Source organism: Pseudomonas sp. KU43P (assembly GCF_033095865.1).
Classification (GTDB): Bacteria; Pseudomonadota; Gammaproteobacteria; order Pseudomonadales; family Pseudomonadaceae; genus Aquipseudomonas.
Window position 1 is genome coordinate 4,765,509 of record NZ_AP019365.1, and the last position, 24,533, is coordinate 4,790,041.

The window sequence follows — 24,533 nt, forward strand, 5'->3', positions numbered from 1 at the left end:
ACGCTCAAAGGTCGAGAGCTGCCGAAAACACGTTCATGGGGCATTGGATACCTTGATACTCATCGGTACCCGCGCAAGATCCAGCATTTCCTACCCGCTTCAGCCAGCCGCTCCAGAAGCGCGCCCAGATTTGCATCTTCGATCAACTAATCGCCAGCCTTCGATTCACTAGTGCCCTCAAGGATTACTCGGAATCAACCCATCCTCACGCAACAACGTCTCCAAGCAATGCTCCTGCACCCCATAAAACGCCTTGAGCTGCGCAATCTTCTCCAGCAACGCCCCAGGTGCCAGCGGCTGCTTGCGCTTCACCGCAAGAATCATCTTGTTCTTGTTGGTGTGCTCCAGCGAGATGAACTCAAACACCTTGGTCTCGTAGCCACAGGCTTCCAAATACAGGGCACGCAAGCTGTCGGTGAGCATTTCCGCTTGCTGCCCCAGGTGCAGGCCATATTGCAGCATCGGCTGCAGCAGCCCGGGGCTGTGGAGTTGAGGTCGGATCTGCTTGTGGCAGCACGGCGAGCACATGATGATCGCGGCATTGCAGCGGATGCCGGTGTGGATGGCGTAGTCGGTGGCGACGTCGCAGGCATGCAGGGCGATCATAACCTCGATGGCCTCGGGAACCACGCTGCGCACGTCGCCGCACTGGAACTCCAGGCCCGGATGCTCCAGGCGCGCAGCTGCAGCATTGCACAGGTCGACCATGTCCTGGCGCAGCTCGACCCCCGTCACCTGCGCCTCGCGGCCCAGGGTATTGCGCAGGTAGTCGTGCATGGCGAAAGTCAGGTAGCCCTTGCCCGAACCGAAGTCGGCCACCCGAAGCGCCTGGTGCGCCGGCACGGGAGCATTGGCCAAAGCGTGGTCGAAGACTTCGATGAACTTGTTGATCTGCTTCCACTTGCGCGACATCGACGGGATCAACGCCCCCTGCGCATCAGTCACGCCGAGGTCGCGCAGGAACGGCCGCGACAGCTCCAGGTAGCGCTTCTTCTCCCGATCATGAACGGCAGTGGCAGCACTCTCGCGTGGTGCCTGCGCACCATGGCGCTGAATCATCGGTTTGCCCTTCTTGCTGAAGGTCAGCTGCACTTCGCCATCGGCGTCGAACAGGTGGGCATTGCGAAAGCTTTCCGGCAGCAGCTCGGCGACCAGCATCAGGGCCTGGTCCACGGGCAGGTTGCGGGTGATGTCACGGGTCTGGTGGCGATAGACCAGCGACAGGCTGGCCTGCCCTTTCACCAGCAAGGGTTTGCCGATGATGCGCTGCAAGGTCTGGTCGGCGCCGACATGGCGCGCCAGCACCAGCTTGACCAGCGTATTACCGTGCAGGGCAGCGTTGAGCAGGTCGAGGAACTGGGCGCGCGCATCCGGCGCTGGGGAAGCGGAAGTACTGGCGGACATGGAAAACAGGTGCCTCGGATAACAGGGGGCGCGTTACGCAGTGCCGGGCATTCTACACCCCTGCAGCCCCCGGTTCAGTCGAGAATCACCAGACGGTTGGGCAGTTCATTACGCGCGTGGGTGCGCGGCACGTGCTGGCACAACAACTCGCCGCACGCCTCGATGCACTCGACAAAACCCTGCAAGGTCCGCCCTTGGCGCACCTGCTCGGCAAGGCGCGCAACGATCTCTGCCCGCGCCTGGGCATCGAAATGACGGTCGATGCCCTGGTCGACGATGATTTCCACATGCCGCTCCGCCTCGGCGACGAAAATCATCACCCCGGTGGCTGCGGTCGTGCCCTGCAGGTTCTGTTCGCGAAACTGTTGCCGCGCCAGGCTCGAAGCGCGCCAACGGCGCAATGCGGCGGGGATCAGCCAAACAGCCAGGCGCGGGCTGCGCAGCAGCAGGCACAGGGCGATGAACAGCAGCACATTGGCCACCAGCAGCCCACGTACACCGGGCCAACCGAGCAGCCACTGCGCCAGCCCCGGGACCGCCAGTGCCAGCACTGCGGCCCAGAACAAAGGCAGATAGGCGTAGTCATCGGCACGCCGCGCCAGCACGGTCACCAGCTGGGCGTCGGTGCGCCGTTCGACGCGGGCGATGGCCTCGGCGACCTGGCGCTGTTCGTATTCATCAAGAGGGGTCATGCCTTCGGTCTCGTCAGCCTTCTTATAGTTGTTGTCCCGGCATTCGGGTGTTCCTCTGCGGGGGGCATATTCAGGCATAATCCGCCGCTGGAGTTGATAAATCGTACAACAACAGCCGCCTGAAAACTTCGGCCGCGCGCGTATCTTCGTGGATACGGCACAGGCCTCGACAACGGAATTCATGATGAAACTGTCTATGCTGGGCCTGGCCATGGGCCTTGCCAGTCAGGCGGCCCTCGCCGCCCCCACCGCCCCGCCCCTGCAGGACAAGCAGGCATTCATCGAACACTTGATCAGCCAGATGACCGAAGCCGAAAAGATCGGCCAACTGCGCCTGATCAGCATCAGCCCGGAAATGCCACGCGACAAGATCCGCGAAGAAATCGCCGCCGGCCGTATCGGCGGCACCTTCAACTCGCGTACCGCCCCTGAAAACCGTCCGATGCAAGACGCTGCCATGCGCAGCCGGCTCAAAATCCCGATGTTCTTCGCCTACGACACCATCCACGGCGAACGCACGATTTTCCCAATCGGCCTGGGCCTGGCTTCCAGCTGGGACATGGACGCCATCGCCAAGGTCGGCCGAACTTCTGCCATCGAGGCATCCGCCGACGCCCTGGACATGACCTTCGCACCGATGGTCGACATCGCCCGCGACCCCCGCTGGGGCCGCACCAGCGAGGGCTTCGGTGAAGACACCTACCTCACCTCGAAGATCGGCCAGGTGATGGTCCGCTCCTTCCAGGGCAGCAGCCCGGCCAATTCCGACAGCATCATGGCCATCGTCAAGCACTTCGCCCTGTACGGCGCGGTGGAGGGCGGGCGCGACTACAACACGGTCGATATGAGCCTGCCGAAGATGTACAACGACTACCTGCCGCCCTACCGCGCCGCGCTCGACGCAGGTGCCGGCGGCGTGATGGTGGCGCTGAACTCGATCAACGGCGTGCCGGCCACCTCCAACACCTGGCTGATGAACGACCTGCTGCGCAAGGAGTGGGGCTTCAAGGGCGTGACCATCAGCGACCACGGTGCCATCCAAGAACTGATCCGCCATGGCGTCGCCCGTGATGGCCGTGAGGCGGCCAAGCTGGCGATCAAGGCCGGCATCGACATGAGCATGAACGATACCCTGTACGGCCAGGAACTGCCCGGGCTGCTGAAGTCCGGCGAAGTGACCCAGCGCGAACTGGATCAGGCCGTACGTGAAGTGCTTGGCGCCAAGTACGACATGGGCCTGTTCAAGGATCCCTACGTGCGGATCGGCAAAGCCGAAACCGACCTGAAGGACTACTACAGCGACGACCGCCTGCACCGCGAAACCGCTCGCGACGTGGCCCGTCGCAGCCTGGTGCTGCTGGAAAACAACAAGCAGACCCTGCCACTGAAAAAAGCCGGCACCATCGCCCTGGTCGGCCCACTGGCCGATGCGCCGATCGACATGATGGGCAGCTGGGCCGGCGACGGCAAACCGATGCACTCGGTGACCGTGCGCGAAGGCCTGCGCCGCGCCGTCGAGGGCAAGGCGAAGCTGGTGTATGCCAAAGGCTCCAACGTCACTGGCGACAAGGCGATCCTCGACTACCTGAACTACCTCAACTTCGACGCCCCGGAAATCGTCGACGACCCACGCCCGGCCGCCGTGCTGATCGACGAGGCAGTCAAAGCCGCCCAGCAGTCCGATGTGGTGGTGGCGGTGGTTGGTGAGTCCCGCGGCATGTCCCACGAATCGTCGAGCCGCACCACGCTGGAGATTCCGGCCAGTCAGCGCGAACTGATCAAGGCCCTGAAAGCCACCGGCAAGCCGCTGGTGTTGGTGTTGATGAACGGCCGTCCGCTGTCGATCGGCTGGGAACGCGAGCAAGCCGACGCCATCCTCGAAACCTGGTTCTCCGGCACCGAAGGCGGCAACGCCATCGCCGACGTGCTGTTCGGCGACTACAACCCGTCGGCCAAGCTGGCCATCACCTTCCCACGCTCTGTCGGGCAGATCCCGATGCACTACAACCATACGCGCATCGGCCGCCCCTACACGCCGGGCAAGCCGGGCAACTACACCTCGCAGTATTTCGAAGAGCCCAATGGCCCGCTGTATCCGTTCGGTTACGGCTTGAGCTACAGCACCTTCGAGCTGTCCGGGCTGAGCCTGTCGAACAACACGCTCAAGCAGGGTGACAGCCTGCAAGCCAAGGTAACGGTGAAAAACACCGGCAAGGTCGACGGCGAAACCGTGGTGCAGCTGTACCTGCAGGATGTGTCGGCATCCATGAGCCGCCCGGTCAAAGAACTGAAGAACTTCCAGAAGCTGATGCTCAAGGCCGGTGAGTCGCGGACCTTGACCTTCCGCATTAGCGAAGATGACCTGAAGTTCTACAATGGCCGACTGCAGCACGTGGCCGAGCCTGGTGAGTTCAATGTCCAGGTCGGGTTGGATTCCGAGGCCGTGCAGCAACAGAGTTTCGAACTGTTGTAGGAGCGGGTTTACCCGCGATAAGGGGCCAGCATGGCCCCTCCCTGACCATCCGGACCAGTCCCATGCCCTTCACCGTTCGCGCCCTGCGTCTGGGGCTGATCACCCTGCTGATCCTGGCCGGTACCGCGCTCAGCGCCGGCTGGGCCATGCACCAGGCCAAGCGCCAGGCCATGGAAGACGATGCTCGCCGAGCCAGCCAGCAATTGGGGCTGTATGCCAATTCGCTGCACACCCTGATCGACCGCTACCGTGCACTGCCCGCAGTGCTGGCGCTGGACCCGGAGCTGATCGAAGCCTTGCGCGGCCCGGTCGGCGAACCGATACAGGACGCCCTCAACCGCAAGCTCGAACGCATCAACGGCGCCGCCAACTCCTCGACCCTCGAATTGCTCGACCGCACCGGGCTGGCAGTGGCCGCCAGCAACTGGCGCCTGCCGACCTCCTACGTGGGCTCCAACTACGGCTTTCGCCCTTACTTCAAGCAAACCCGCAGCCAGGGCAGTGGCCGCTTCTATGCAGTCGGGGTGACCAGTGGCGTACCGGGTTACTTTCTCGCCAGCGCGGTCAACGACGAGCATGGGCGCTTCCTCGGCGCCATGGTGGTGAAACTCGAATTCCCCGAGCTCGAACGCGAGTGGCGTCAGGGCAGCGATATCCTGCTGGTCAGCGACGCACGCGGCATCACCTTCATCGCCAACCAGGACGGTTGGCGCTATCGCGAACTGCAACCGCTCAGTGGCGCCGACCGTGCCGAACTGGCTGAAACCCGTCAGTACGACAAGCAACCGCTGGTGCCGCTGCAGCACCAGGTACTGACCCGGTTCGCCAATAACAGCCAGCTCAGCCGCGTACAAGGCCCCGACGGGCCCGCCGAATACCTGTGGGAAAGCCTGCCGCTGGCGGGTGAAGGCTGGACCCTGCACCTGCTGCGTAAACCGCAGGTGGCCGCAGATGGCCGCAACGCCGCGCTGGGCGCCGCCGCCGTCTGGCTGAGCCTGGTGTTCGCTGGGCTGTTCGTCAGCCAGCGCTGGCGCCTGGCCCGCCTGCGCCAGCGCAGCCGTGATGAACTCAAGCGTCAGGTCGAGGAGCGTACCCGCGAGCTGCGCACCGCTCAGGAGGGCCTGGTGCAGTCGGCCAAGCTGGCCGCCCTCGGGCAGATGTCGGCGGCCATGGCCCACGAGATCAACCAGCCCCTGACCACCCAGCGCATGCAACTGGAAACCCTGCGCCTGCTGCTCGACCATGGCCGCCATGAAGAAGCGCGCAAGGCCCTGGAACCCCTGGAGCAGATGCTCACGCGCATGGCCGCGCTGACCGGCCACCTGAAGACCTTCGCCCGCAACAGCCCAGGCGGCTTGCGCGAGCGCCTGGACCTGGCCAACGTGGTCGATCAGGCTTTGCAATTGCTCGACACCCGCATCCGTGCCGAAGAGGTCGAAGTGGCGTTGTACCTGGCGCGCCCAGCCTGGGTGCGGGGCGATGCAATCCGCCTGGAGCAAGTGCTGATCAACCTGCTGCGCAATGCCCTCGACGCCATGGCCGACAAACGCTACAAGCGCCTGGAAATCCGCATCGAGCCCGACAATACGCAATGGCGCCTGAGCGTGCTCGACTCGGGCGGCGGTATCGCCGACGCCGACCTGGCCAAGGTCTTCGACCCATTCTTCACCACCAAACCGGTCGGCGAAGGGCTCGGCCTGGGCCTGGCCATTTCCTATGGCATCATCATCGAGGCTGGCGGCCAGCTACAGGCCGAGAACCTGCCCGGTGGCGCCCGCCTGAGCCTTACCCTGCCCCGCGACCTGGAGCCTGTATGTTGAATTCGGTGATCGTCGTCGATGATGAGGCGAGCATCCGCAGCGCCGTCGAACAGTGGCTGAGCCTGTCCGGCTTCAGCGTGCAACTGTACGCCCGCGCCGAGGAGTGCCTGACACACCTGCCGCGGCACTATCCGGGCGTGATCATCAGCGATGTACGCATGCCAGGCATGGGTGGCCTGCAGTTGCTCGAGCGCCTGCAGGCCGATGACCCGGACCTGCCAGTAATCCTGCTGACCGGCCATGGCGACGTGCCGATGGCTGTGGAAGCCATGCGCAACGGCGCCTACGACTTCCTGGAAAAACCCTTCACCCCGCAACACCTGCTGGGCAGCCTGCGCCGGGCACTGGAGAAACGCCAGCTCGTGCTGGAGAACCGCCGCCTGCATGAACAGGCCGACCTCAAGTCGCGCCTTGAAACCACCCTGCTGGGCATGTCTCAGGGCCTGCAACAGTTACGCCGACAGGTACTGGATCTGGCCAACCTGCCGGTCAATGTGCTGATCCGGGGCGAAACCGGCAGCGGCAAGGAGCGGGTAGCCCGCTGTCTGCACGATTTCGGCCCGCGGGCCGACAAGCCTTTCGTCGCGCTCAACTGTGCCGCGATCCCCGAGTCGCTGTTCGAGGCCGAGCTGTTCGGTCACGAGAGCGGTGCGTTCACCGGCGCACAAGGCAAGCGCATCGGCAAGCTGGAATACGCCAACGGTGGCACGGTGTTTCTTGACGAAATCGAAAGCATGCCGCTGGCCCAGCAGGCCAAGTTGCTGCGGGTGATCCAGGAGCAGAAGCTGGAACGGCTGGGGGCCAACCAGAGTATCAGCGTCGACCTGCGGATCATCGCCGCGACCAAACCCGACCTGCTCGAAGAGGCTCGCGCCGGGCGTTTTCGCGAAGACCTGGCATATCGCCTCAACGTGGCGGAACTGCGCTTGGCGCCATTGCGCGAACGGCGGGAGGACATTCCGTTGCTGTTCGAGCATTTCGCCCGGGCCGCGGCGCAAAAGCTGGGTCGCAGCGCCCCGCCCCTGGCGGCCACGCAACTGACCCAGTTGCTGTCGCACGACTGGCCGGGCAACGTGAGAGAGCTGGCCAATGCGGCGGAGCGGCATGCATTGGGCCTGGGCTCGCCCAACCTTGAAGACGCGCCTGCCGGCCAGTCATTGGCCGAGCAGATGGAGGCATTCGAGGCACAATGCCTGCGGGCGGCGTTGCGCATGCACAAGGGCGAGATCAAGGGCGTGATGGAAGCCCTGCAGTTGCCAAGGCGGACGTTGAACGAAAAGATGCAGCGCCATGGATTGGTGCGGGAGGACTTTGTTCTCCGCGAATAAGCGGAAATCCGCCTATCAGGTAGGACTGATAAGCAAGAATCCGCTCATGCACCGCTATTTGTCAGGCTGCGGTGCAGCCCATTGCGGCAAGGCTGTTCCTACAGAGGGCGCGTGATCCCTGGGCTCATGCCCTCGAATGGATCGCTGCGCACTCATTTGGCACACCTCGTGCAAAACCCTTCTCAAGCTGCGCCCAGGCGCGCTCCACAAAAACAACGAGAAGGTATCCCTGATGGATAACGCCACCTCCCTGCCAGCCGGGGCGGCCATCGCGCCCGCCGCAGAAAAATCTACCGCCAGCCGCCTCAAGTCGATTTTCAGTGGTTCGATCGGCAACATGGTCGAATGGTACGACTGGTACGTCTACGCCGCATTCTCGCTGTACTTCGCCAAGGCCTTCTTCCCGGCCGGCGACTCCACCGCACAATTGCTCAACACCGCCGCGATCTTCGCCGTGGGCTTCCTCATGCGCCCGATCGGTGGCTGGCTGATGGGCCTGTACGCCGACCGCAAGGGCCGCAAGGCCGCGCTGATGGCCTCGGTACTGCTGATGTGCGCAGGCTCGCTGGTCATCGCCCTGACCCCGGGCTATGAAACCATCGGCGTCGCCGCTCCCGTACTGCTGGTCATCGCCCGCCTGATGCAAGGCCTGTCGGTGGGTGGCGAATACGGCACCTCGGCCACCTACCTCAGCGAAATGGCCAGCAAGGATCGCCGTGGCTTCTTCTCCAGCTTCCAGTACGTGACCCTGATTTCCGGCCAGCTCATCGCCCTGGCGGTGCTGATCGTGCTGCAGCAGACCCTGACCACCGAGCAGCTGTATGCCTGGGGCTGGCGTGTACCTTTCGTGATCGGCGCACTGTGCGCGGTGGTTGCCCTGTACCTGCGCCGCGGCATGGAAGAAACCGCCTCGTTCACCAAGAAGGAAAAGGCCAAGGAAAGCCTGATGCGCACCCTGATGCGCCACCCCAAGGAGCTGATGACCGTAGTTGGCCTGACGATGGGCGGCACCCTGGCCTTCTACACCTACACCACCTACATGCAGAAGTACCTGGTCAATACCGTGGGCATGAGCATCAGCGATTCGACCACCATCTCGGCGGCCACGCTGTTCCTGTTCATGTGCCTGCAGCCGATCATCGGCGGCCTGTCGGACAAGATCGGCCGACGCCCGATCCTGATCGCCTTCGGCGTACTCGGGACTTTGTTCACCGTACCGATCCTCAGCACCCTGCACACCATCCAGACCTGGTGGGGCGCGTTCTTCCTGATCATGGCCGCGCTGATCATCGTCAGCGGCTACACCTCGATCAACGCAGTGGTGAAGGCCGAGCTGTTCCCTACCGAGATCCGCGCCCTGGGCGTCGGCCTGCCGTATGCGCTGACCGTCTCGATCTTCGGCGGCACTGCCGAATATGTGGCCCTGTGGTTCAAGAGCGCGGGCATGGAAAGCGGTTTCTACTGGTACGTGACGGCGTGCATCGCCTGCTCGCTGCTGGTGTACGCAACCATGAAGGACACCAAGCAGCATTCGCGGATTACCACTGACTGACAGTAATTTCGCAGTTTGGAAAAGGGGCATCCAATTAAAATGGACGCCCCTTTTTTATGCTTGTCGCTCTCGCGTGAGCCGAATAACCATTCTATTCGGCTCATGAAACAACTGGAGGCGATCGTGAACCTTCCTTACTGGATCTGGCAGCAACCCGAATGGCCCCATTTCCACTGGCAAAACGACCAACTCGGGGGCTTGCTTCGCAATTGCGTGGAGGCACAAGGGCGCCTGCTTGGCAGGATGGGCGCGTTCGATGAGCTCAGCGAGTGTGAGAACATGCTCGACACTTTGCTGCAGAACATCATCACCTCATCCGCGATTGAAGGTGAACAACTAAATGCCAGCTCTGTACGTTCCTCTCTGGCACGACGATTGGGCATGCACGAGCAAGGCCCTACCAGTGCCCCGCAGCGAAGGGCTCGCGGAGCTGATGTTGGATGCAACGCAAGGCTATGGGCAACCACTGACATTGCAGCGCCTGTTCACCTGGCGTCAATGGTTGTTTCCAGAGCACAGCGATCTGCTGGCGAAACCGATTCTGGTTGGGCAACTGCGCGATCAAGCCCCGATGCAGGTTATTTCTGGCCGCCTAGACCAACCAACCGTACATTCCCAGGCGCCACCCCGTGCCGGACTAGAAGGTCAACTCGACAGCTTTCTCGAATGGTTTGCAGACAGCCAGTATGCAGCAGACCTCGACCCACTGCTGCGGGCAGGCATCGCCCACTTCTGGTTCGTCACATTGCACCCGTTCGACGATGGCAATGGTCGCCTGACACGTGCTTTGACTGACCTCGCGCTCGCCCAAGGTGAACGCCAGGCCATTCGTTTCTACGCCATGTCCGCGAGCATTCTCGAAGACCGAGCAGGTGATTATCGGATTCTAGAAAGCAGCCAAAAGGCCGATCTGGACATCACCCAATGGCTGACCTGGTTCCTCGAAACGCTGCTACGCAGCCTCGAACAGGCACTGCTGCGTATCGACCGGGTACTGGTCAAAGCCAGGTTCTGGAATGCCCACCGGGCGGATGGGCTTTTACCCGAACAGATCAGGGTACTCAACCAGCTACTAGATGGTGACCCTCGTGGTTTCGAGGACGGCATAAATGCAACGCAATATCAGGCAGTGGCCAAGGTATCCAAGGCCACCGCAACCCGTCACCTGACAGACCTCTTGGACAAGGGCTGCCTAGTTCGGCTACCCGGTGGCGGGCGCAGTACGCGCTACCAGGTCAACGCTCAGGACATCTCCAACGCCTGACGCGGCTCACGGCGCTGGTACCAGCTTGCCATCAGCACCAGCACCAGCAGCACCCCACCCAGTACGGCGGAAGAGCCGATGGTGCCGAAATCCAGGCCGCCTTTCTCGTGCGGCTTGGTCAGGACGTCGCCGAGGGTTGCACCGAACGGGCGGGTCAGCACGAAGGCCACCCAGAACAGCACCACGCCGGAGATCCGTGTCCAGTAACGAGCCACTACCACCAGTGCGATGGCGCTGCCGATCAGCAGGGCGCCACCGGCAAAGCCCAGGCCCGAATCATCGGCCAGGTAGTCGCCCAGCGCCGTACCCAGGGTGTTGGAGAACAGGATCGCCACCCAGTAGAACAGCTCACCCGTGCGCGTCTTGATGCGGGTGACGTCCAGCGGGTTGCCGCTCAGGCGCCAGACCAGGAAGGTCAGTAAGAGGATGCCAATGAGGATGGCCGAACCCGCTGCATAACCCAGGCCCAGGGTGCGGTCCATGAAGTCGGACATGGTGGTGCCGGCGGTGCTCGTGGAGAGGATCACCAGCCAGTAGAGCATCGGGTGGTAGCGGCGCGAGTAGAGCTGGCCGAGCAAGGTCAGCAGGAACACGCTGATCAGCAGCATCGAGCTGACGGCATAGCCAACGTTCAGGGTCATCGACAGCAGGTCGCCGGCCGTCTCGCCCAGGGTGGTTGCGCAGATCTTCATGACCCAGAAGGCCAGGGTGATTTGCGGGAGTTTGTTCATTGTTTGCCGCTCCGGGAAAAGGTGCGGCGATGGTGATGAGCGGTACCTGAAAAATCGGTTGGCGGTTTATGAAAAAAGCGTTGATCCCTTCAAACACTAGGCATTTGCCCCCTTAACCCCCGATTAATACCAGCACTGCATCCTGTAGGTGCTGACCAGGCCAATCGCTCGCCGAAACAGGAACACTGCGTTTGCAAGGCAAAGCTGTATGCGGAGTCACGATCGACACGCCTCAACACATCAACTAATTAGATTTTTTAGCGTCATTTTTTGCGCTTTTTTATCAAATTAATCGGCGTAGCATTGAATCCATAGAAACAAACAACCTCGAACCCAACGGAGCAACGACCATGAAAAACAAACTGATCCTTACCTTGGCCCTCTCGGTTTTCGCCACTGGCGCTTTCGCTGAAGATGGCTTCGACCGCACCAATGCCCATAGCTTCGCAGCAGCCCAGAGCCAGGCTGCCACCTACGCCGAAGACGGTTTCGACCGCACCGGTGCACAACGCTTCGCCGAAGACGGCTTCGACCACACTGGCGCACAACGCTTCGCCGAAGACGGCTTCGACCACACTGGCGCACAACGCTTCGCCGAAGACGGCTTCGACCGCACTGGCGCACAACGCTTCGCCGAAGACGGCTTCGACCGCACCAACGCCCACCGCATCAGCTGATCCCTGATGCGTGCAACCAGCCCGGCCTCGGCCGGGCTTGATCATTTCCAGGCGGGCACAAGCTTGGCACACTAGGCGCCTCGTCCCCTCTGGAGGTAGGGCCACAAGCCCGACAGATGTACTACTACGAACCCGCCAAAGGCCACGGCCTGCCCCACGACCCGTTCAATGCCATCGTCGGCCCACGCCCGATCGGCTGGATCTCCTCCCAGGACCGCGAAGGCCGCCTGAACCTCGCGCCCTACAGTTTCTTCAACGCCTTCAACTACATTCCGCCGATCATCGGTTTCTGCAGTGTCGGTCGCAAAGACAGCCTGAACAACATCGAGCAGACCGGCGAGTTCGTCTGGAACCTGGCCACCCGCCCCTTGGCCGAAGCCATGAACCAGAGCTGCGCAGCCGTACCGGCGCAAGTGAATGAATTCGAATTGAGCGGATTGACGGCAACGCCGTCGAGCCTGGTGAGCGTGCCGCGCGTGGGCGAAACCCCGGTGGCATTCGAATGCAAGGTGAGCCAGATCGTTCAGCTCAAGCGGGCCGACCAGGCGCTGGTGCCGAGCTGGCTGATCCTCGGTGAGGTGGTAGCGGTGCACATTGCCGAGCACCTGCTCAAGGACGGTATCTACGACACCGCGGCCGCCGAGCCGATCCTGCGAGGCGGTGGCCCGGCGGACTACTTCGAACTGGGCAACCTGTTCAAGATGAGCAGGCCGCAGGTGTGATCACCAGATCAGCTCGCCTTCCTCGCCAACGTCCTTGAGGCGTTCCAGCTCGGCGCAGGCGGCGTCGTCGGCCGCCATGGCGCTTTTGAATACCTGGCCCTCGAGCACTTTATGAAAGCGCGGCGCACCGCCCATGCCCAGGGCCTTGACCGCGATGGCGGCGTTATAACCGCCGCCTTCCACCGGGACCATCGCCGAAACCGCTTCGAAATGCGGGAACTCTTTACGTGCCATGTCGCTATCCGCGTCGTTGATCGAGGGGCGGCATTCTACTCCGTGCGGCTGGTCATTCAATCGAAGGTATGCAGGTCCAGGCTGCTGACGACCTGGGCCTGGACCAGCTCGCCAAACACCTCCAGGGTTGGCGAGGCGAAATAGCCGCTCATCGCCTGCTGGTCGCACCAGCTACCGCTCAGCAGCCACAGGTCGGCGTCGGATTGCGAGCGCTGCACGCTGAAACTCAGGCAGCCTGGGGTACGCAGCGAAGGTTCGAGCAGGTCTCGCAGGCGCGCGCCGAGCTCCGCCGAACGGCCGCTGCTGGCGCGGATGAAAGCCAAGTGAGTGACCGGTTGTCGTAGGGTCATTGCACGATCTCCTTGAAGCACGCGGACAATTGAAACAGGCTGCCAAGGTTAGGGGCTCACCCGCGCGGCGCGTTAGGCTATTACTGCACGTGGATTGCCTGATTCTGCCGCGCGGCAGGATCAGGCAATCCACGTGCAGCTTTCGACTAGCGCCCACCATTGCCCAAACCTATGCTGCGTCGGTCAGCAGAGGAAAGCCATCATGACCACCGCCCCGTCCATCGACCCGACCCTGGAAGTACAACGTCAGGAACTGGCCGAGCTGATCCGCCGGCATGCCGGCGAGCCCCATGGCCCGGCCTCGGCCATCGACGACCTGTACCTGGTGCGCTATACCGAGAACGTCCGCTCGGTGCCGACCCTCGCCCAACCGGCCCTGTGCATCCTTGCCCAGGGCAGCAAGAGCCTGTTTCTTGGCGACGAACAGTACGCCTATGACCCGTTGCATTACATGGTGGTCTCGGTGACCTTGCCGTTGAGCGGCGTGAAGCTCGACGCCAGCCCTGAACACCCCAGCCTGGGCCTGCGCATGGACCTGGACCCGGCCGAGATCAGCCAGTTGATTACCGAAAGCGGCCCGATGCTGGTGCCCAACCTGCCCTCCGGCCGTGGCTTGTACGTGGAACGGACCGATCCGCAGCTGCTCGACGCACTGCTACGCCTGATCCGTCTACTGGATACGCCGCGAGACATTGCCATGCTGGCGCCGCTGATCCGCCGGGAAATCCTCTACCGCCTGCTGCGTGGGCCGCAGGGGTATCGCCTGTATGAAATTGCCCTGGCCAACAGCCAGACGCACCGGGTGTGCCAGGCCATCACCTGGCTCAACCAGAACTTCCAGCAACCGCTGCGCATCGAAGACCTGGCCCGGGTTGTCAATCTCAGCACCTCGACCTTGCACCATCGATTCAAGGCCGTGACGTCGATGAGCCCCTTGCAGTACCAGAAGCAGTTGCGCCTGCAGGAGGCGCGACGGCTGATGCTCAATGACGGGCTGGAAGCAGCGGTGGCGGGCTATCGGGTGGGGTATGAAAGCCCGTCGCAGTTCAGCCGGGAGTACAGCCGGCTGTATGGGGCACCGCCAATTCGGGATGTGGCGCGGTTACGGGCCAGTGCAGGGTGATTGGCTGGCTGGCCCGTAGCAGCGCTTATGGGAGCGGGGATCCAGTTGCAGCGGCGACCAAGGCTAATGCCTGATCGTCAGCCTGCTACTGCCGCCTGCCACTGATTCTGGTCAACCTCGATCAAGGTCGGCCCCTTGCGCTCCACAGCCCGCCCCAGGGCAGCCTGCAGTTGCTGCACATCGCCAACCTGCTCCGCCTCGGCCCCCAAGGCCCGCGCCACGCCAATGAAGTCCGGAGTATGGATATCCACACCAACGGGCTCGATGGCACGGTTGACCATGTACTTCTTGATTTCTTCATACCCTTGGTTATTCCACAACAGCACGATCAGCGGAACCTGCGCCTCCACCGCGCTGGCCAGTTCCGGCAGGGTGAACTGCAGGCCGCCATCGCCGATCAGGCAAATGGCCGGCGCACGCTCGGCCAGGCGCTCGGCGCTGCCCAGCCAAGCCCCCATCGCCGCAGGCAACGCGTAGCCTAAGGTGCCGTAGCCGGTCGAGGCGTTGAACCAGCGCCGCGGTTGGTCCATGTCCAGCGTCAGGTTGCCGGTGTAGACCGGCTGGGTCGAATCCCCCACCAGAATGGCATTCGGCAGACGCTCGAGGATGCTGGTCAAGAGGCGAGTCTGGCTCAAGGTCGGCTGATCCCAGCTCGCCGCCAGCGATTCACGCAGCTGCCGAGCCCGCGCCGCACCCCAGTGACCATCACGGACCGGGGCCGGCAAATCGTGCAGGGCATCCAGCAATGCTTGCGCGGCCAGTTCGGCATCGGCAACAAGGGCCAGCTCCGGCAGGTAGTTGCGTACGGTCTGGTCCGGGTCGATGTCGATCCGCAACAGGGCGCCAGGGATCTCGAAACCGCCCTTGAAGGTCACGTCATAATCGGTTTCGGCAAGCTCGGTGCCGATTGCCAGCACCACGTCCGCTTCCGCCACCAGCGCCCGCGTGGCGACCAGCGACTGGGTCGAACCGATCTGCAGCGGGTGGTTTGCCGGGAGCAGGCCCTTGGCATTGATGGTCAGTGCCACCGGCGCCTGAAGGTGCTCGGCCAGACGTGCCAGCGGCGCCCCTGCGGCCAATGCACCGCCACCGGCCAGAATCAGCGGCTTGCGTGCTTTGGCCAAGCGTTCGGCCATGTGCGCCACGGCCTGTGGTGCAGCGCCAGCACGGCTGCTGCGCACCGGGCGGCCCGGCAGCAAGTGATCAGCAGGCTCGACCAGCACATCCAGCGGGATCTCGATATGCACCGGGCGTGGGCGCGCACCGTCGAACACGGCAAAGGCACGGGCCAATACCTGAGGCAAGTCGTCGGCGCTCATCAACGTCTGCGAGAAAGCCGCCACGCCTGCCACCAGGGCCCCCTGGTTGGGCAACTCGTGCAGCTTGCCACGGCCACCGCCCAACTGATCACGCGACTGCACGCTGGAAATCACCAGCATCGGGATCGAGTCGGCATAGGCCTGGCCCATGGCAGTGGTGATGTTGGTCATGCCCGGGCCGGTGATGATGAAGCACACGCCGGGTTTGCCACGGGTACGCGCGTAGCCATCAGCCATGAATCCCGCACCTTGCTCGTGGCGCGGGGTGATGTGGCGAATGGACGAAGCCGCCAGGCCTCGGTACAGCTCCACGGTATGTACGCCGGGAATGCCGAAGACATGGTCCACACCATAGCCTTCAAGGAGTTTGACCAATACTTCGCCGCAGGTTGCCATGGGTATCACCTTGCATCTTGTTGGATATCTGACGCCCATTGGACCTAACGCGCTGCTATCGCCACAATCCAAAAAAACACATACTAGCCATGTCCTGTACTCATGGCTTGCCGCGATGAAACGACTTCCTCCCCTCCCCGCCCTGCACACGTTTCTGGTTACTGCACAGCACTGCAATTTCACCCGCGCCGCCCAGCAATTGCATATCACCCAGGGTGCGGTCAGCCGGCAGATCGCCGGGCTCGAAGAACACCTGGGTTACGCCCTGTTCCAGCGCCAGGCCCGTGGGCTAAGCCTGACGCGCGAGGGGCAGGACTGGCTGCCACGCGTACAACAGGTGTTTGCGCTCATCGAACAAGGGGTGCGCGAGGTGGGTGGGCGCAGCGCCACGTTGCAGCTCAAGGCACCGACCTGTGTGATGCGCTGGCTGCTGCCACGCCTGATGGAATGGCAGGCGCAGCGGCCGGACGTGCCGGTGGAGCTGACCACCACGGTGCAGCATGGCGTGGATTTTCGCCGCGAAGGGTTCGATGCAGCGGTGGTCTATGGCGAAGCGCCGAACCATGGGCTGCATGTGCGCAAGCTGTTCGATGAGCAGCTCACCCCAGTGTGTGCACCATCGCTGCTGGCGGGGCCTGCGCCGCTGGTGGCGATCGACGACCTGAAGCGCCATATGTTGCTGCACCCCTCGCGAGATGAGCACGACTGGCGCCTATGGTTACAGGCCGCTAGCGCAACCCTGGATGGCCAAGGGCCCAGGCAGCATTTCGAAACCCTGGACATGGCGATGGCGATGGCCTCCCAGGGGACTGGAGTAGCTATTGGCGACTGGGCGTTGATTGGCGACGACTTGAGAAATGGCAGGTTGTGCATGCCGTTTGGGCTCAAGGTGCTGACGGGCAAGGCCTACTATCTAGCCTACCAGGCCAGGAATGTGCCGGCTGGGTTGGTCGAGTTGATGGACTGGCTGCAGAGCCGGGCGGAACAGTGAAGGCCTCTCGCGGATAAATCCGCTCCTACAGGTTCGGTGCAGGCCTTGTAGGAGCGGATTTATCCGCGAAAGCGACAACTCAATACCCGACGGTAAACCGCTGCCGCGAATGCGCCGGTTTCTCCAGCTCATCGATCATCGCAATCGCATAGTCTGCGAAGCTGATCCAGCTCTTGCCGTCGGCCCCGATCAGCAAATGATCCTTGCCCAAGGTGTAATGCCCTGTGCGCTCCCCTTCGACAAACTCCGCCGACGGCGACAGGAAGGTCCAGTCCAGGTTCTGTTCCTGACGCAACTGCTCGAGAAAAAGCACCCCGGCACTGGCTTCGGCCTTGTACGCCTCCGGAAAGTCCGGGCTGTCGATGACCCGATGCCCTGAAGGCAACAGCAGGCTTCCCGCACCGCCCACTACCAGCAGCCGCTTGACCCCGGCGCGCTTGACCGGTTCGATGATCGCGTGCGGCGTAATGGTGGCGAAATGCGCCGCGCTCAGCACCGCATCCACTCCCGCTACCGCCTTCTGCAGCGCCGCGCTGTCGGTGACATCCAGTGCCTGAACCTCGACGCCTTCACGTCCCGACAGCCGTGAAGGGTTGCGAGCAATGGCCAGTACGCTGTGCCCGCGACGCAAAGCCTCTTCCAGCAACTGGCTGCCGGCACGGCCGGTAGCTCCGATGATTGCAATCTTGCTCATGGGAAACACTCCAATCAGGTGAACGGAATTACCACTTCATCTCGCCCTTGGCGACCTTGGCGCTCAGCTCCAGCGAGCTTTCATCGGCCAGGCCGGGGTAACGCTTGTTCATTGCCGCAATCAAGGCGCCGGCATCTTTCGCCTTGGCGGTTTCACGATCGAAGTCGCGAATGTAGTTCGCGGTGAAGCGCACCGCCTCCAGCGAACGACTGCTCTGGCCCATGTAATGGCCGGGTATCACCGTGCGCGGTGCCAGCTTTTCGATCTGCGCCAGCGTGCCGAGCCAGTCGGCATGGGACTTGGGGGACTGGGTGTCGGCCATCCATACATGGATGTTCTCTGCCACGACGACACCACCGACCACGGCCTTGATCGACGGAATCCACACGAAACTGCGCTCAGGCTGCGGACCGTCCAGGCCGATCACTTCCAAGGCCTGGCCTTCCAGCATCAGCCGGTCGCCATCGAGCACCTGCGGTACCCTCAGCCGCGCAGGTTTGTCGGCGCCCATCTGCGGGCCCCAGTAGGCAAGCTTGGCGTCCATGGTCTGGCGAATATGCGCCACCGTGGCTGCCGAGGCGAGCACCTTGGCATCAGGGAAGGCCTGGGTCAGGGTGTCGAGGCCAAAGTAGTAATCCGGGTCGCCATGGCTGATGTAGATGGTCGTCAGCTGCTTGCCGCTGGCACGCAGGCGCTGTACCAGCTGTTCAGCCTGGGCCTTGCCGAACTGGGCATCGACCAGGATGGCGTCCCTTTCCCCTGCAACGATCACCGAGCTGACCGGAAAGATCGCTTCATGCCCGGGATTGTAGACCTCAAGGTACAGTGGCTCGGCAGCCATCACCGGACCGGACAGACAAACACAGGCAAGCAACCAACCGCGCAAGGGTGTGAAAACAGACATCGCTAACATCCGCATGTAAATGAATGGTTCACAGCTTAGTTGCCCGATCCATGACAAAAAATGCGATGCTCAGACATAGTTTGTTTCTGAAATCGGGCAAATCATGGACCGTCTCAACGCCATGCGCGTCTTCGTCACCGTCGTCGACCTGGGCAGCCAGTCGGCAGCGGCGGATCACCTGCAACTATCGCGGCCAGTGGTATCACGCTATCTGGCGGAACTGGAGGATTGGGTCGGCGCACGGTTGATGCAGCGCACCACGCGCAAGCTGAGCCTGACTGCCGCTGGCCAGCAGACCCTGCCCCGCTGCCGGCAACTGCTGGAGCTTGCCGGCGACCTGCAAGCCGCCGTGCGCCAACCGGACGACGCCCCTCGTGGCGAATTGCGCATCAGTGTCAGCACCTCGTTCGGCCAAGCACAGCTGGTGGACGCGGTGGCCGAGTACGTGCGGCGCTACCCCGGCGTGAAGGTTGAACTGCAGATGCTCGACCGTACGGTGAACTTGGTGGACGAGCGGATCGACCTGGCGATACGCACCAGCAATGATCTGGACCCCAACCTCATCGCCCGGCGCCTGACCGTGTGCCGTTCGGTGGTGTGTGCGTCACCGGCCTACCTGCGCGAACACGGCACGCCGCAGCGGGTCGAGCAACTGAGCCGGCATAATTGCCTGACCCACGCCTACTTCGGCCACAGCCTCTGGCACTTCGAAGTGGATGGGCAACAAATCGCGGTGCCGGTGGACGGCAACATCAGCGCCAACGAAGCGATGACATTACAAAAGGCGGCGCTGGCTGGCGCGGGGATCGCCATGCTGCCGACCTACCAGGCCGCCACCGCCTTGCACAGCGGCGAACTGGTGCGCCTGGTGCCCGAGGCGCGGCCACGGGAGCTGAATTTGAATGCGGTGTACACGTCTCGCAAGCACATGCCGGCAACCTTGCGCAGCATGCTGGACTTTCTGGCGCAGCGGTTCACCGACGAGCCGGAGTGGGACCGCTAGCCTTTGGCGCCGTTCACCTGGCAGAACGGCGCCGAGCCTGTCATTCCTCGACGCTCATGTACTCCTTGGCCCAGCGGATGTAGTCCTCAGGCTGGGTGTAGGTGTGCGAGAGCTCGGTGGCGCTGAGGTTCTCGGACTTGTTCTGCTGGCCACGCTGCAGGCGCAGGCAGTCGTAGGTGGCCTTGATCGCGGCGAAATACGCGGCGTGGCCGTCGACCACGATACGTACGCCCAGGCGCGCCAGGCGCTCGTCGTCGCGCAGGTTGGGGTTGGCGTAGGTCACCAGCATCAGCGGCACGGTCAGGTGCTCTGCGATCTGCTCCAGTTGCTCGAAGTCTTTCACTCCGACCATGCAGATACCGTCGGCGCCGGCCTTCTGATAGCTCTGGGTACGCACGATGATTTCTTCGGTGCTGAGCACCCCGGCATTGGTACGGGCGATGATCGACAGCGAGGAATCGACCCGTGCCTCCAGCGCTGCGCGGATCTTGCCGACACCCTCCTCGACCGGGATCAGGTCGGTGGACTTGCGCCCGAACTGGGCCGGCAGCAGGGTATCTTCGATGGTCAGCGCCGCCACGCCGGCTCGCTCCAGCTCGATGACCGTGCGCATCACGTTGAGCGCATTGCCGTAACCGTGGTCGGCATCGGCAAGCACAGGCAATTGAGCCACACGGCCGATACGGGTGGCCTGCTCGACGAATTCACTGAGGGTGATCAGGGCGAAGTCTGGCGCTGCCAGCACCTGCAACGAAGCGACCGAACCGCCCAGAATGCCGACTTCGAAGCCCAGGTCAGCGGCGATGCGTGCCGACATCGGATCGAACACCGAGGCCGTGTGATAGCAGGAACCTGAAGCGAGCAACTCGCGGAAGGCAAAACGCAGATCTTGATGGGAAGCCTTGGGCATGATCACTCCGCTAAAAAGGTGAAAATAGAACGGTTGCTACCGACCCCTGAATCGGGTCTACCTGACCTGTTCCAACCGTCGCCATCTGGGCGGTCATGCTCGACATGCAGGCAGAGGAATAAAAGGTGTGGGAGACAGCGACACGAAAACCGGCGGCTATTTATTGCACCATGCTGGTGCGAGCCCCGGTTTTCAGCCTCTGCGGTAAAGCCACGATATCACGCGGCCATGCAGCACTGGATGAATGCGCCAATGCCGATCTTGCATAGGGGATGCAGATAGTACATAGGGAGCTACCTAAGTCGGGTTACAATTCAACGGCCCCTTCGCGGGGCAAGCCCTCCAAGGGGCCACTACAGGCACCCAACAGCCGATGACAAGGTAATCCCGTGACCGCCGCCCTGCCCCCCACCGTCCTGCGCAATGTGCTCACCGCGTTGATGCTGGCCATCTTCCTCGGCGCCCTCGACCAGACCATCGTTGCCGTCTCCCTGCCCGCCATTTCAGCCCAGTTCAACGACGTCGGCCTGCTGGCCTGGGTCATCTCCGGCTACATGGTTGCGATGACCGTGGCCGTGCCCATCTACGGCAAGCTCGGCGACCTGTATGGCCGGCGGCGCATGATCCTCACCGGCATCAGCCTGTTCACCCTGGCCTCGATCGCCTGTGCGCTGGCCCAGGACATGCAGCAACTGGTACTTGCGCGGGTACTGCAAGGCATTGGTGCGGGCGGCATGGTTTCGGTGAGCCAGGCAATCATCGGCGACTTCGTGCCCCCGCGCGAGCGTGGCCGCTACCAGGGTTATTTCAGCAGCATGTACGCCGTGGCCAGCGTGGCCGGGCCGGTGCTCGGCGGCTGGCTGACGGAGTACCTGTCGTGGCGCTGGGTATTTTGGATCAACCTGCCCCTGGGGCTGGTTGCCTTGTATGCCATTCGCCGAGCGCTGGCCGGCATGCCGGTGCAACGCCGCGAAGCGCGGGTGGACTATCTGGGCGCCCTGCTGCTGATCCTCGGCCTGGGCAGCCTGCTGCTGGGCATCACCCTGGTCGGCCAAGGCCATGCCTGGACCGCATTGCCTGTGCTGGCCCTGTTCGGCTGTGCCGGCCTTGGCCTGGTACTCTTCATCAGCCATGAGCGGCGCTGCCAGGAACCTTTGCTGCCACTCAACCTGTTTGGCAACCGGGTCGCCGTGCTGTGCTGGGGCGTGATCTTCTTCGCCAGCTTCCAGTCGATCTCGCTGACCATGCTGATGCCCCTGCGCTACCAGGGAATTACCGGTGCCGGCGCCGACAGCGCAGCACTGCACCTGCTACCTCTGGCCATCGGGCTGCCCATCGGCGCCTTCACCGGTGGGCGCATGACCAGCTTCACCGGGCGCTTCAAACCGCAGATTCTGGCTGGCGCGATTTTGATGCCGATCGCCATCTTCGCCATGGCCATCACCCCACCGCAGTCGGCGCTGCTAAGCGGCGTGTTCATGCTGTTGGTCGGAATTGCCTGTGGCTTGCAGTTCCCTACTTCGCTGGTAGGCACCCAGAGCGCGGTCGACATCAAAGATATCGGCGTGGCCACCAGCACCACCAACCTGTTCCGTTCGCTGGGCGGTGCCATGGGCGTGGCCTGCATGTCCAGCCTGTTGCTGGCACTGCTGCATCAGGGTGGGCTTGAAGTGCTGGGTAACCCGTTGCTGGGGAGTTTGCAGGCGGGCGCGCCCGAACCTGCGATGCAGGTGCGGCTGCTGGACACCTTCCGCCACCTGCTGATGGGTAGCGCCGTGGCGTCCTTGCTTGGGCTGGTCGCCGCGGCGGCTTTGCCTGATAAGCAACTGCGAGGACGCTGAGTGTTTAATTCCCCCTTAATGAACAAGGGAAACACTTCCTCACAATCCTTAACAAAGTGTCATTTGCGCAGGGCGGGGCTCAAGCGCAGCATATCCAGCCCGGTGTCGACCCATTTTTCGGCATCGCGCAGCAGCTCGAAGCTGTCCGGTAGCAGCAACCAGCGCCCGATCAAGCCATCGACATAGGCAAACAGGGCCACCGCCGCGCGCTCTACATCCAGCCCGGCGGGTAACTGCTCACGGCGCACGGCATTGGCCAAGGCCAGCGTAATGCCCTCGTGGCAATCCAGCACCGCGCCCTGGCGCTGCTGGCGAATTTCACACATGTCATCGGTGAACTCGCACTTGTGATGCAGGATTTCATTGATACGCCGGGTTCGGGCGTCGAGCACCAGCTCGTTGAACACTTGCAGCAGCAGCTTGCGCATGCAGCCAAGCGGGTCCAGTTCGTCCTCGCTTTCGCTTGCACGCGCCAGGTGGTCATGGGTTTCGTGCAGGCTGTCGAGCAACGCCTGCACCAGCTCGGCCTTGTTGTTGAAATGCCAATAGATAGCACCTCGGGTAACCCCCGCCAGTTCGGCGATGTCGGCCAGTGTGGTACGCGCAACCCCGCGCTTGTAGAAGGCCTTTTCCGCCGCCTCGATGATTTGGGCGCGGGTTTCCTGGGCTTCTTCTTTGGTTCGACGGACCATGGCAGTACAACCTCATCAGGGCCCGCATGCACTTCGCCTGCGGGGAATCCGCCGGGTGTACCTCTGCAGGGTACCTACCGGATGGGCTAATCGAGGGCCGGGGTAGTCATCAGCTACCACCCGAGCGCTATTTACAAACAACCGTGAATGTAAGTATATTCGTTAGTAAGCTATTTATCCACCGGATAGATTTTTTTCTGACAAGACTCTTCCATTACTCTTGAGCGTCTCCCTGCTCTAGCGACCCGAGGATCCTCATGCAATTCAAGCCAGCCGTTACCGCTCTGGTTTCCGCCGTCGCCCTGGCAACCCTGCTAAGTGGCTGTAAGAAAGAAGAAGCCGCGCCTGCAGCGCAAGCTCCTCTGGTCGGCGTCGTTACCTTGCAACCGCAAGCCTTCACCCTGACGTCCGAGCTGCCGGGTCGCACCAGCGCCTTCCGGGTCGCCGAAGTGCGTCCGCAGGTCAATGGCATCATTCTCAAGCGCCTGTTCAAGGAAGGCAGCGACGTCAAGGAAGGGCAGCAGCTCTACCAGATCGACTCTGCGGTGTACGAGGCCACCCTGGCCAACGCCCAGGCCAACCTGCAGGCGACCCGCTCGCTGGCCGAGCGCTACAAGCAGCTGATCGACGAGCAAGCCGTTTCCAAGCAGGAGTACGACGACGCCAATGCCAAACGATTGCAGGCCGAGGCTTCGCTCAAGAGCGCCCAGATCGACCTGCGTTACACCAAGGTGCTGGCGCCGATCAGTGGTCGCATCGGCCGCTCCTCGTTCACCGAAGGTGCACTGGTGAGCAACGGCCAGGCCAACGCCATGGCCACCATCCAGCAGCTCGACCCGATCTACGTCGACGTCACCCAGTCCACCGCCGAGCTGCTCAAGCTGCGCCGTGACCTGGAGAGCGGCCAGCTGCAGAAGGCCGGCGACAACGCCGCCTCGGTACAGCTGGTGCTGGAAGACGGCAGCCTGTTCAAACAGGAAGGCCGCCTGGAGTTCTCGGAAGTCGCGGTCGACGAGACCACCGGCTCCGTCACCCTGCGCGCGATCTTCCCCAACCCCGAGCACACCTTGCTGCCCGGCATGTTCGTGCATGCGCGGCTCAAGGCCGGGGTCAACAGCAACGCCATCCTGGCCCCGCAGCAGGGTGTGACCCGTGACCTCAAGGGTGCCCCTACCGCGCTGGTGGTCAACCAGGAGAACAAGGTCGAGCTGCGCCAGCTCAAGGCCAGCCGTACCCTGGGCAGCGACTGGCTGATCGAGGAAGGCCTCAACCCGGGCGACCGCCTGATCACCGAAGGCCTGCAATACGTGCGCCCTGGCGTCGAGGTCAAGGTAAGCGATGCCACCAACGTCAAGAAGCCGGGCAGCCCTGATCAGGCCAACGCGGCCAAAGCAGACGCCAAAGCGGAGTAAA

At 62.7% G+C, this 24,533-nt stretch carries 21 protein-coding genes and 1 pseudogene; 12 read left to right on the forward strand and 10 right to left on the reverse strand.

Going from position 1 to position 24,533, the window contains the following annotated elements; all coding sequences use genetic code 11:
- Window positions 1-177: 177 nt before the first annotated feature.
- Together KU43P_RS21790 and KU43P_RS21795 are read right to left on the reverse strand one after the other, a co-directional pair.
- Window positions 178-1,404: a class I SAM-dependent methyltransferase gene (locus KU43P_RS21790; RefSeq protein WP_317659544.1), complete on the reverse strand. Its 1,227-nt coding sequence runs from the start codon at window positions 1,402-1,404 to the stop codon at window positions 178-180.
- Between the two features lie 74 nt (window positions 1,405-1,478).
- Window positions 1,479-2,096 carry a TPM domain-containing protein gene (locus KU43P_RS21795; protein ID WP_317659546.1) on the reverse strand — a complete coding sequence of 206 codons (618 nt, stop codon included), beginning with the start codon at window positions 2,094-2,096 and terminating at the stop codon, window positions 1,479-1,481.
- 181 nt (window positions 2,097-2,277) lie between these two features.
- Here KU43P_RS21795 and bglX point away from each other — a divergent pair, with 181 nt between their 5' ends.
- The 5 genes and pseudogenes from bglX to KU43P_RS21820 all read left to right on the forward strand — a co-directional run bounded on the left by bglX (window position 2,278) and on the right by KU43P_RS21820 (window position 10,533).
- Window positions 2,278-4,569 carry a beta-glucosidase BglX gene (gene bglX, locus KU43P_RS21800; RefSeq protein WP_317659547.1) on the forward strand — a complete coding sequence of 764 codons (2,292 nt, stop codon included), beginning with the start codon at window positions 2,278-2,280 and terminating at the stop codon, window positions 4,567-4,569.
- Between the two features lie 62 nt (window positions 4,570-4,631).
- A complete protein-coding gene (locus tag KU43P_RS21805) occupies window positions 4,632-6,389 on the forward strand; it encodes an ATP-binding protein (protein ID WP_317659548.1) in 1,758 nt (585 codons plus the stop codon).
- Window positions 6,383-7,717, forward strand: a complete 1,335-nt coding sequence (locus KU43P_RS21810) for a sigma-54-dependent transcriptional regulator (protein WP_317659550.1) — start codon at window positions 6,383-6,385, stop codon at window positions 7,715-7,717. The genes KU43P_RS21805 and KU43P_RS21810 overlap by 7 nt, the downstream gene beginning before the upstream one ends.
- 232 nt (window positions 7,718-7,949) lie before the next feature.
- Complete coding sequence (locus tag KU43P_RS21815; RefSeq protein WP_317659551.1) at window positions 7,950-9,269, forward strand: MFS transporter; 1,320 nt, start codon at window positions 7,950-7,952, stop codon at window positions 9,267-9,269.
- Between the two features lie 123 nt (window positions 9,270-9,392).
- A pseudogene (locus tag KU43P_RS21820) lies at window positions 9,393-10,533 on the forward strand (Fic family protein).
- Here the strand turns inward: KU43P_RS21820 and KU43P_RS21825 are convergent.
- Entirely contained in the window at window positions 10,512-11,264 is a 753-nt protein-coding gene (locus KU43P_RS21825) for a hypothetical protein (protein WP_317659552.1), read from the reverse strand. The pseudogene KU43P_RS21820 and the gene KU43P_RS21825 overlap by 22 nt on opposite strands.
- Before the next feature lie 350 nt (window positions 11,265-11,614).
- Between KU43P_RS21825 and KU43P_RS21830 the strand changes: the two genes are divergently transcribed.
- Together KU43P_RS21830 and KU43P_RS21835 are read left to right on the forward strand one after the other, a co-directional pair.
- On the forward strand, window positions 11,615-11,941 hold the full coding sequence (locus KU43P_RS21830; RefSeq protein ID WP_317659553.1) for a hypothetical protein: 327 nt from the start codon (window positions 11,615-11,617) through the stop codon (window positions 11,939-11,941).
- 116 nt (window positions 11,942-12,057) lie between these two features.
- Entirely contained in the window at window positions 12,058-12,663 is a 606-nt protein-coding gene (locus KU43P_RS21835; protein ID WP_317659554.1) for a flavin reductase family protein, read from the forward strand.
- Here the strand turns inward: KU43P_RS21835 and KU43P_RS21840 are convergent, their stop codons facing one another.
- The gene (locus tag KU43P_RS21840; RefSeq protein ID WP_317659555.1) at window positions 12,664-12,897 is read right to left on the reverse strand and encodes a hypothetical protein; all 234 of its coding nucleotides are present in this window, start codon (window positions 12,895-12,897) and stop codon (window positions 12,664-12,666) included. It lies immediately after the preceding gene.
- Window positions 12,898-12,953: 56 nt separating this feature from the next.
- Window positions 12,954-13,247: a putative quinol monooxygenase gene (locus KU43P_RS21845; RefSeq protein WP_317659556.1), complete on the reverse strand. Its 294-nt coding sequence runs from the start codon at window positions 13,245-13,247 to the stop codon at window positions 12,954-12,956.
- Between the two features lie 202 nt (window positions 13,248-13,449).
- Between KU43P_RS21845 and KU43P_RS21850 the strand changes: the two genes are divergently transcribed.
- Window positions 13,450-14,370, forward strand: a complete 921-nt coding sequence (locus KU43P_RS21850; protein ID WP_317659558.1) for an AraC family transcriptional regulator — start codon at window positions 13,450-13,452, stop codon at window positions 14,368-14,370.
- Window positions 14,371-14,447: 77 nt separating this feature from the next.
- Here KU43P_RS21850 and KU43P_RS21855 read toward each other — a convergent pair whose 3' ends face one another.
- Complete coding sequence (locus KU43P_RS21855; RefSeq protein WP_317659559.1) at window positions 14,448-16,085, reverse strand: 5-guanidino-2-oxopentanoate decarboxylase; 1,638 nt, start codon at window positions 16,083-16,085, stop codon at window positions 14,448-14,450.
- Between the two features lie 115 nt (window positions 16,086-16,200).
- On the opposite strand from KU43P_RS21855, the gene KU43P_RS21860 reads away from it, so the two are divergent.
- Window positions 16,201-17,076, forward strand: coding sequence for a LysR substrate-binding domain-containing protein (locus tag KU43P_RS21860; protein WP_317659560.1), 876 nt, complete (start codon window positions 16,201-16,203; stop codon window positions 17,074-17,076).
- 79 nt (window positions 17,077-17,155) lie between these two features.
- On the opposite strand, the gene KU43P_RS21865 is transcribed toward KU43P_RS21860, so the two are convergent.
- Together KU43P_RS21865 and KU43P_RS21870 are read right to left on the reverse strand one after the other, a co-directional pair.
- Window positions 17,156-17,770 carry an NAD(P)-dependent oxidoreductase gene (locus KU43P_RS21865; protein ID WP_317659561.1) on the reverse strand — a complete coding sequence of 205 codons (615 nt, stop codon included), beginning with the start codon at window positions 17,768-17,770 and terminating at the stop codon, window positions 17,156-17,158.
- Window positions 17,771-17,798: 28 nt separating this feature from the next.
- Window positions 17,799-18,674, reverse strand: a complete 876-nt coding sequence (locus KU43P_RS21870; RefSeq protein WP_317659562.1) for an MBL fold metallo-hydrolase — start codon at window positions 18,672-18,674, stop codon at window positions 17,799-17,801.
- A gap of 103 nt (window positions 18,675-18,777) precedes the next feature.
- Here KU43P_RS21870 and KU43P_RS21875 point away from each other — a divergent pair, with 103 nt between their 5' ends.
- Window positions 18,778-19,677, forward strand: a complete 900-nt coding sequence (locus KU43P_RS21875) for a LysR family transcriptional regulator (RefSeq protein WP_317659563.1) — start codon at window positions 18,778-18,780, stop codon at window positions 19,675-19,677.
- A gap of 40 nt (window positions 19,678-19,717) precedes the next feature.
- Here the strand turns inward: KU43P_RS21875 and KU43P_RS21880 are convergent, their stop codons facing one another.
- Window positions 19,718-20,587 carry an oxaloacetate decarboxylase gene (locus KU43P_RS21880; protein WP_317659564.1) on the reverse strand — a complete coding sequence of 290 codons (870 nt, stop codon included), beginning with the start codon at window positions 20,585-20,587 and terminating at the stop codon, window positions 19,718-19,720.
- Between the two features lie 389 nt (window positions 20,588-20,976).
- On the opposite strand from KU43P_RS21880, the gene KU43P_RS21885 reads away from it, so the two are divergent.
- Window positions 20,977-22,428: an MDR family MFS transporter gene (locus tag KU43P_RS21885; protein ID WP_317659565.1), complete on the forward strand. Its 1,452-nt coding sequence runs from the start codon at window positions 20,977-20,979 to the stop codon at window positions 22,426-22,428.
- A 59-nt stretch (window positions 22,429-22,487) separates the two neighbouring features.
- Here the strand turns inward: KU43P_RS21885 and ttgR are convergent, their stop codons facing one another.
- Window positions 22,488-23,120 (reverse strand): efflux transport transcriptional regulator TtgR, encoded by a 633-nt coding sequence (gene ttgR / locus KU43P_RS21890; RefSeq protein ID WP_317659566.1) that lies wholly within the window; start codon window positions 23,118-23,120, stop codon window positions 22,488-22,490.
- A 257-nt stretch (window positions 23,121-23,377) separates the two neighbouring features.
- Here ttgR and ttgA point away from each other — a divergent pair, with 257 nt between their 5' ends.
- A complete protein-coding gene (ttgA, locus tag KU43P_RS21895) occupies window positions 23,378-24,532 on the forward strand; it encodes a toluene efflux RND transporter periplasmic adaptor subunit TtgA (RefSeq protein WP_317659567.1) in 1,155 nt (384 codons plus the stop codon).
- Window position 24,533 lies beyond the last annotated feature (1 nt).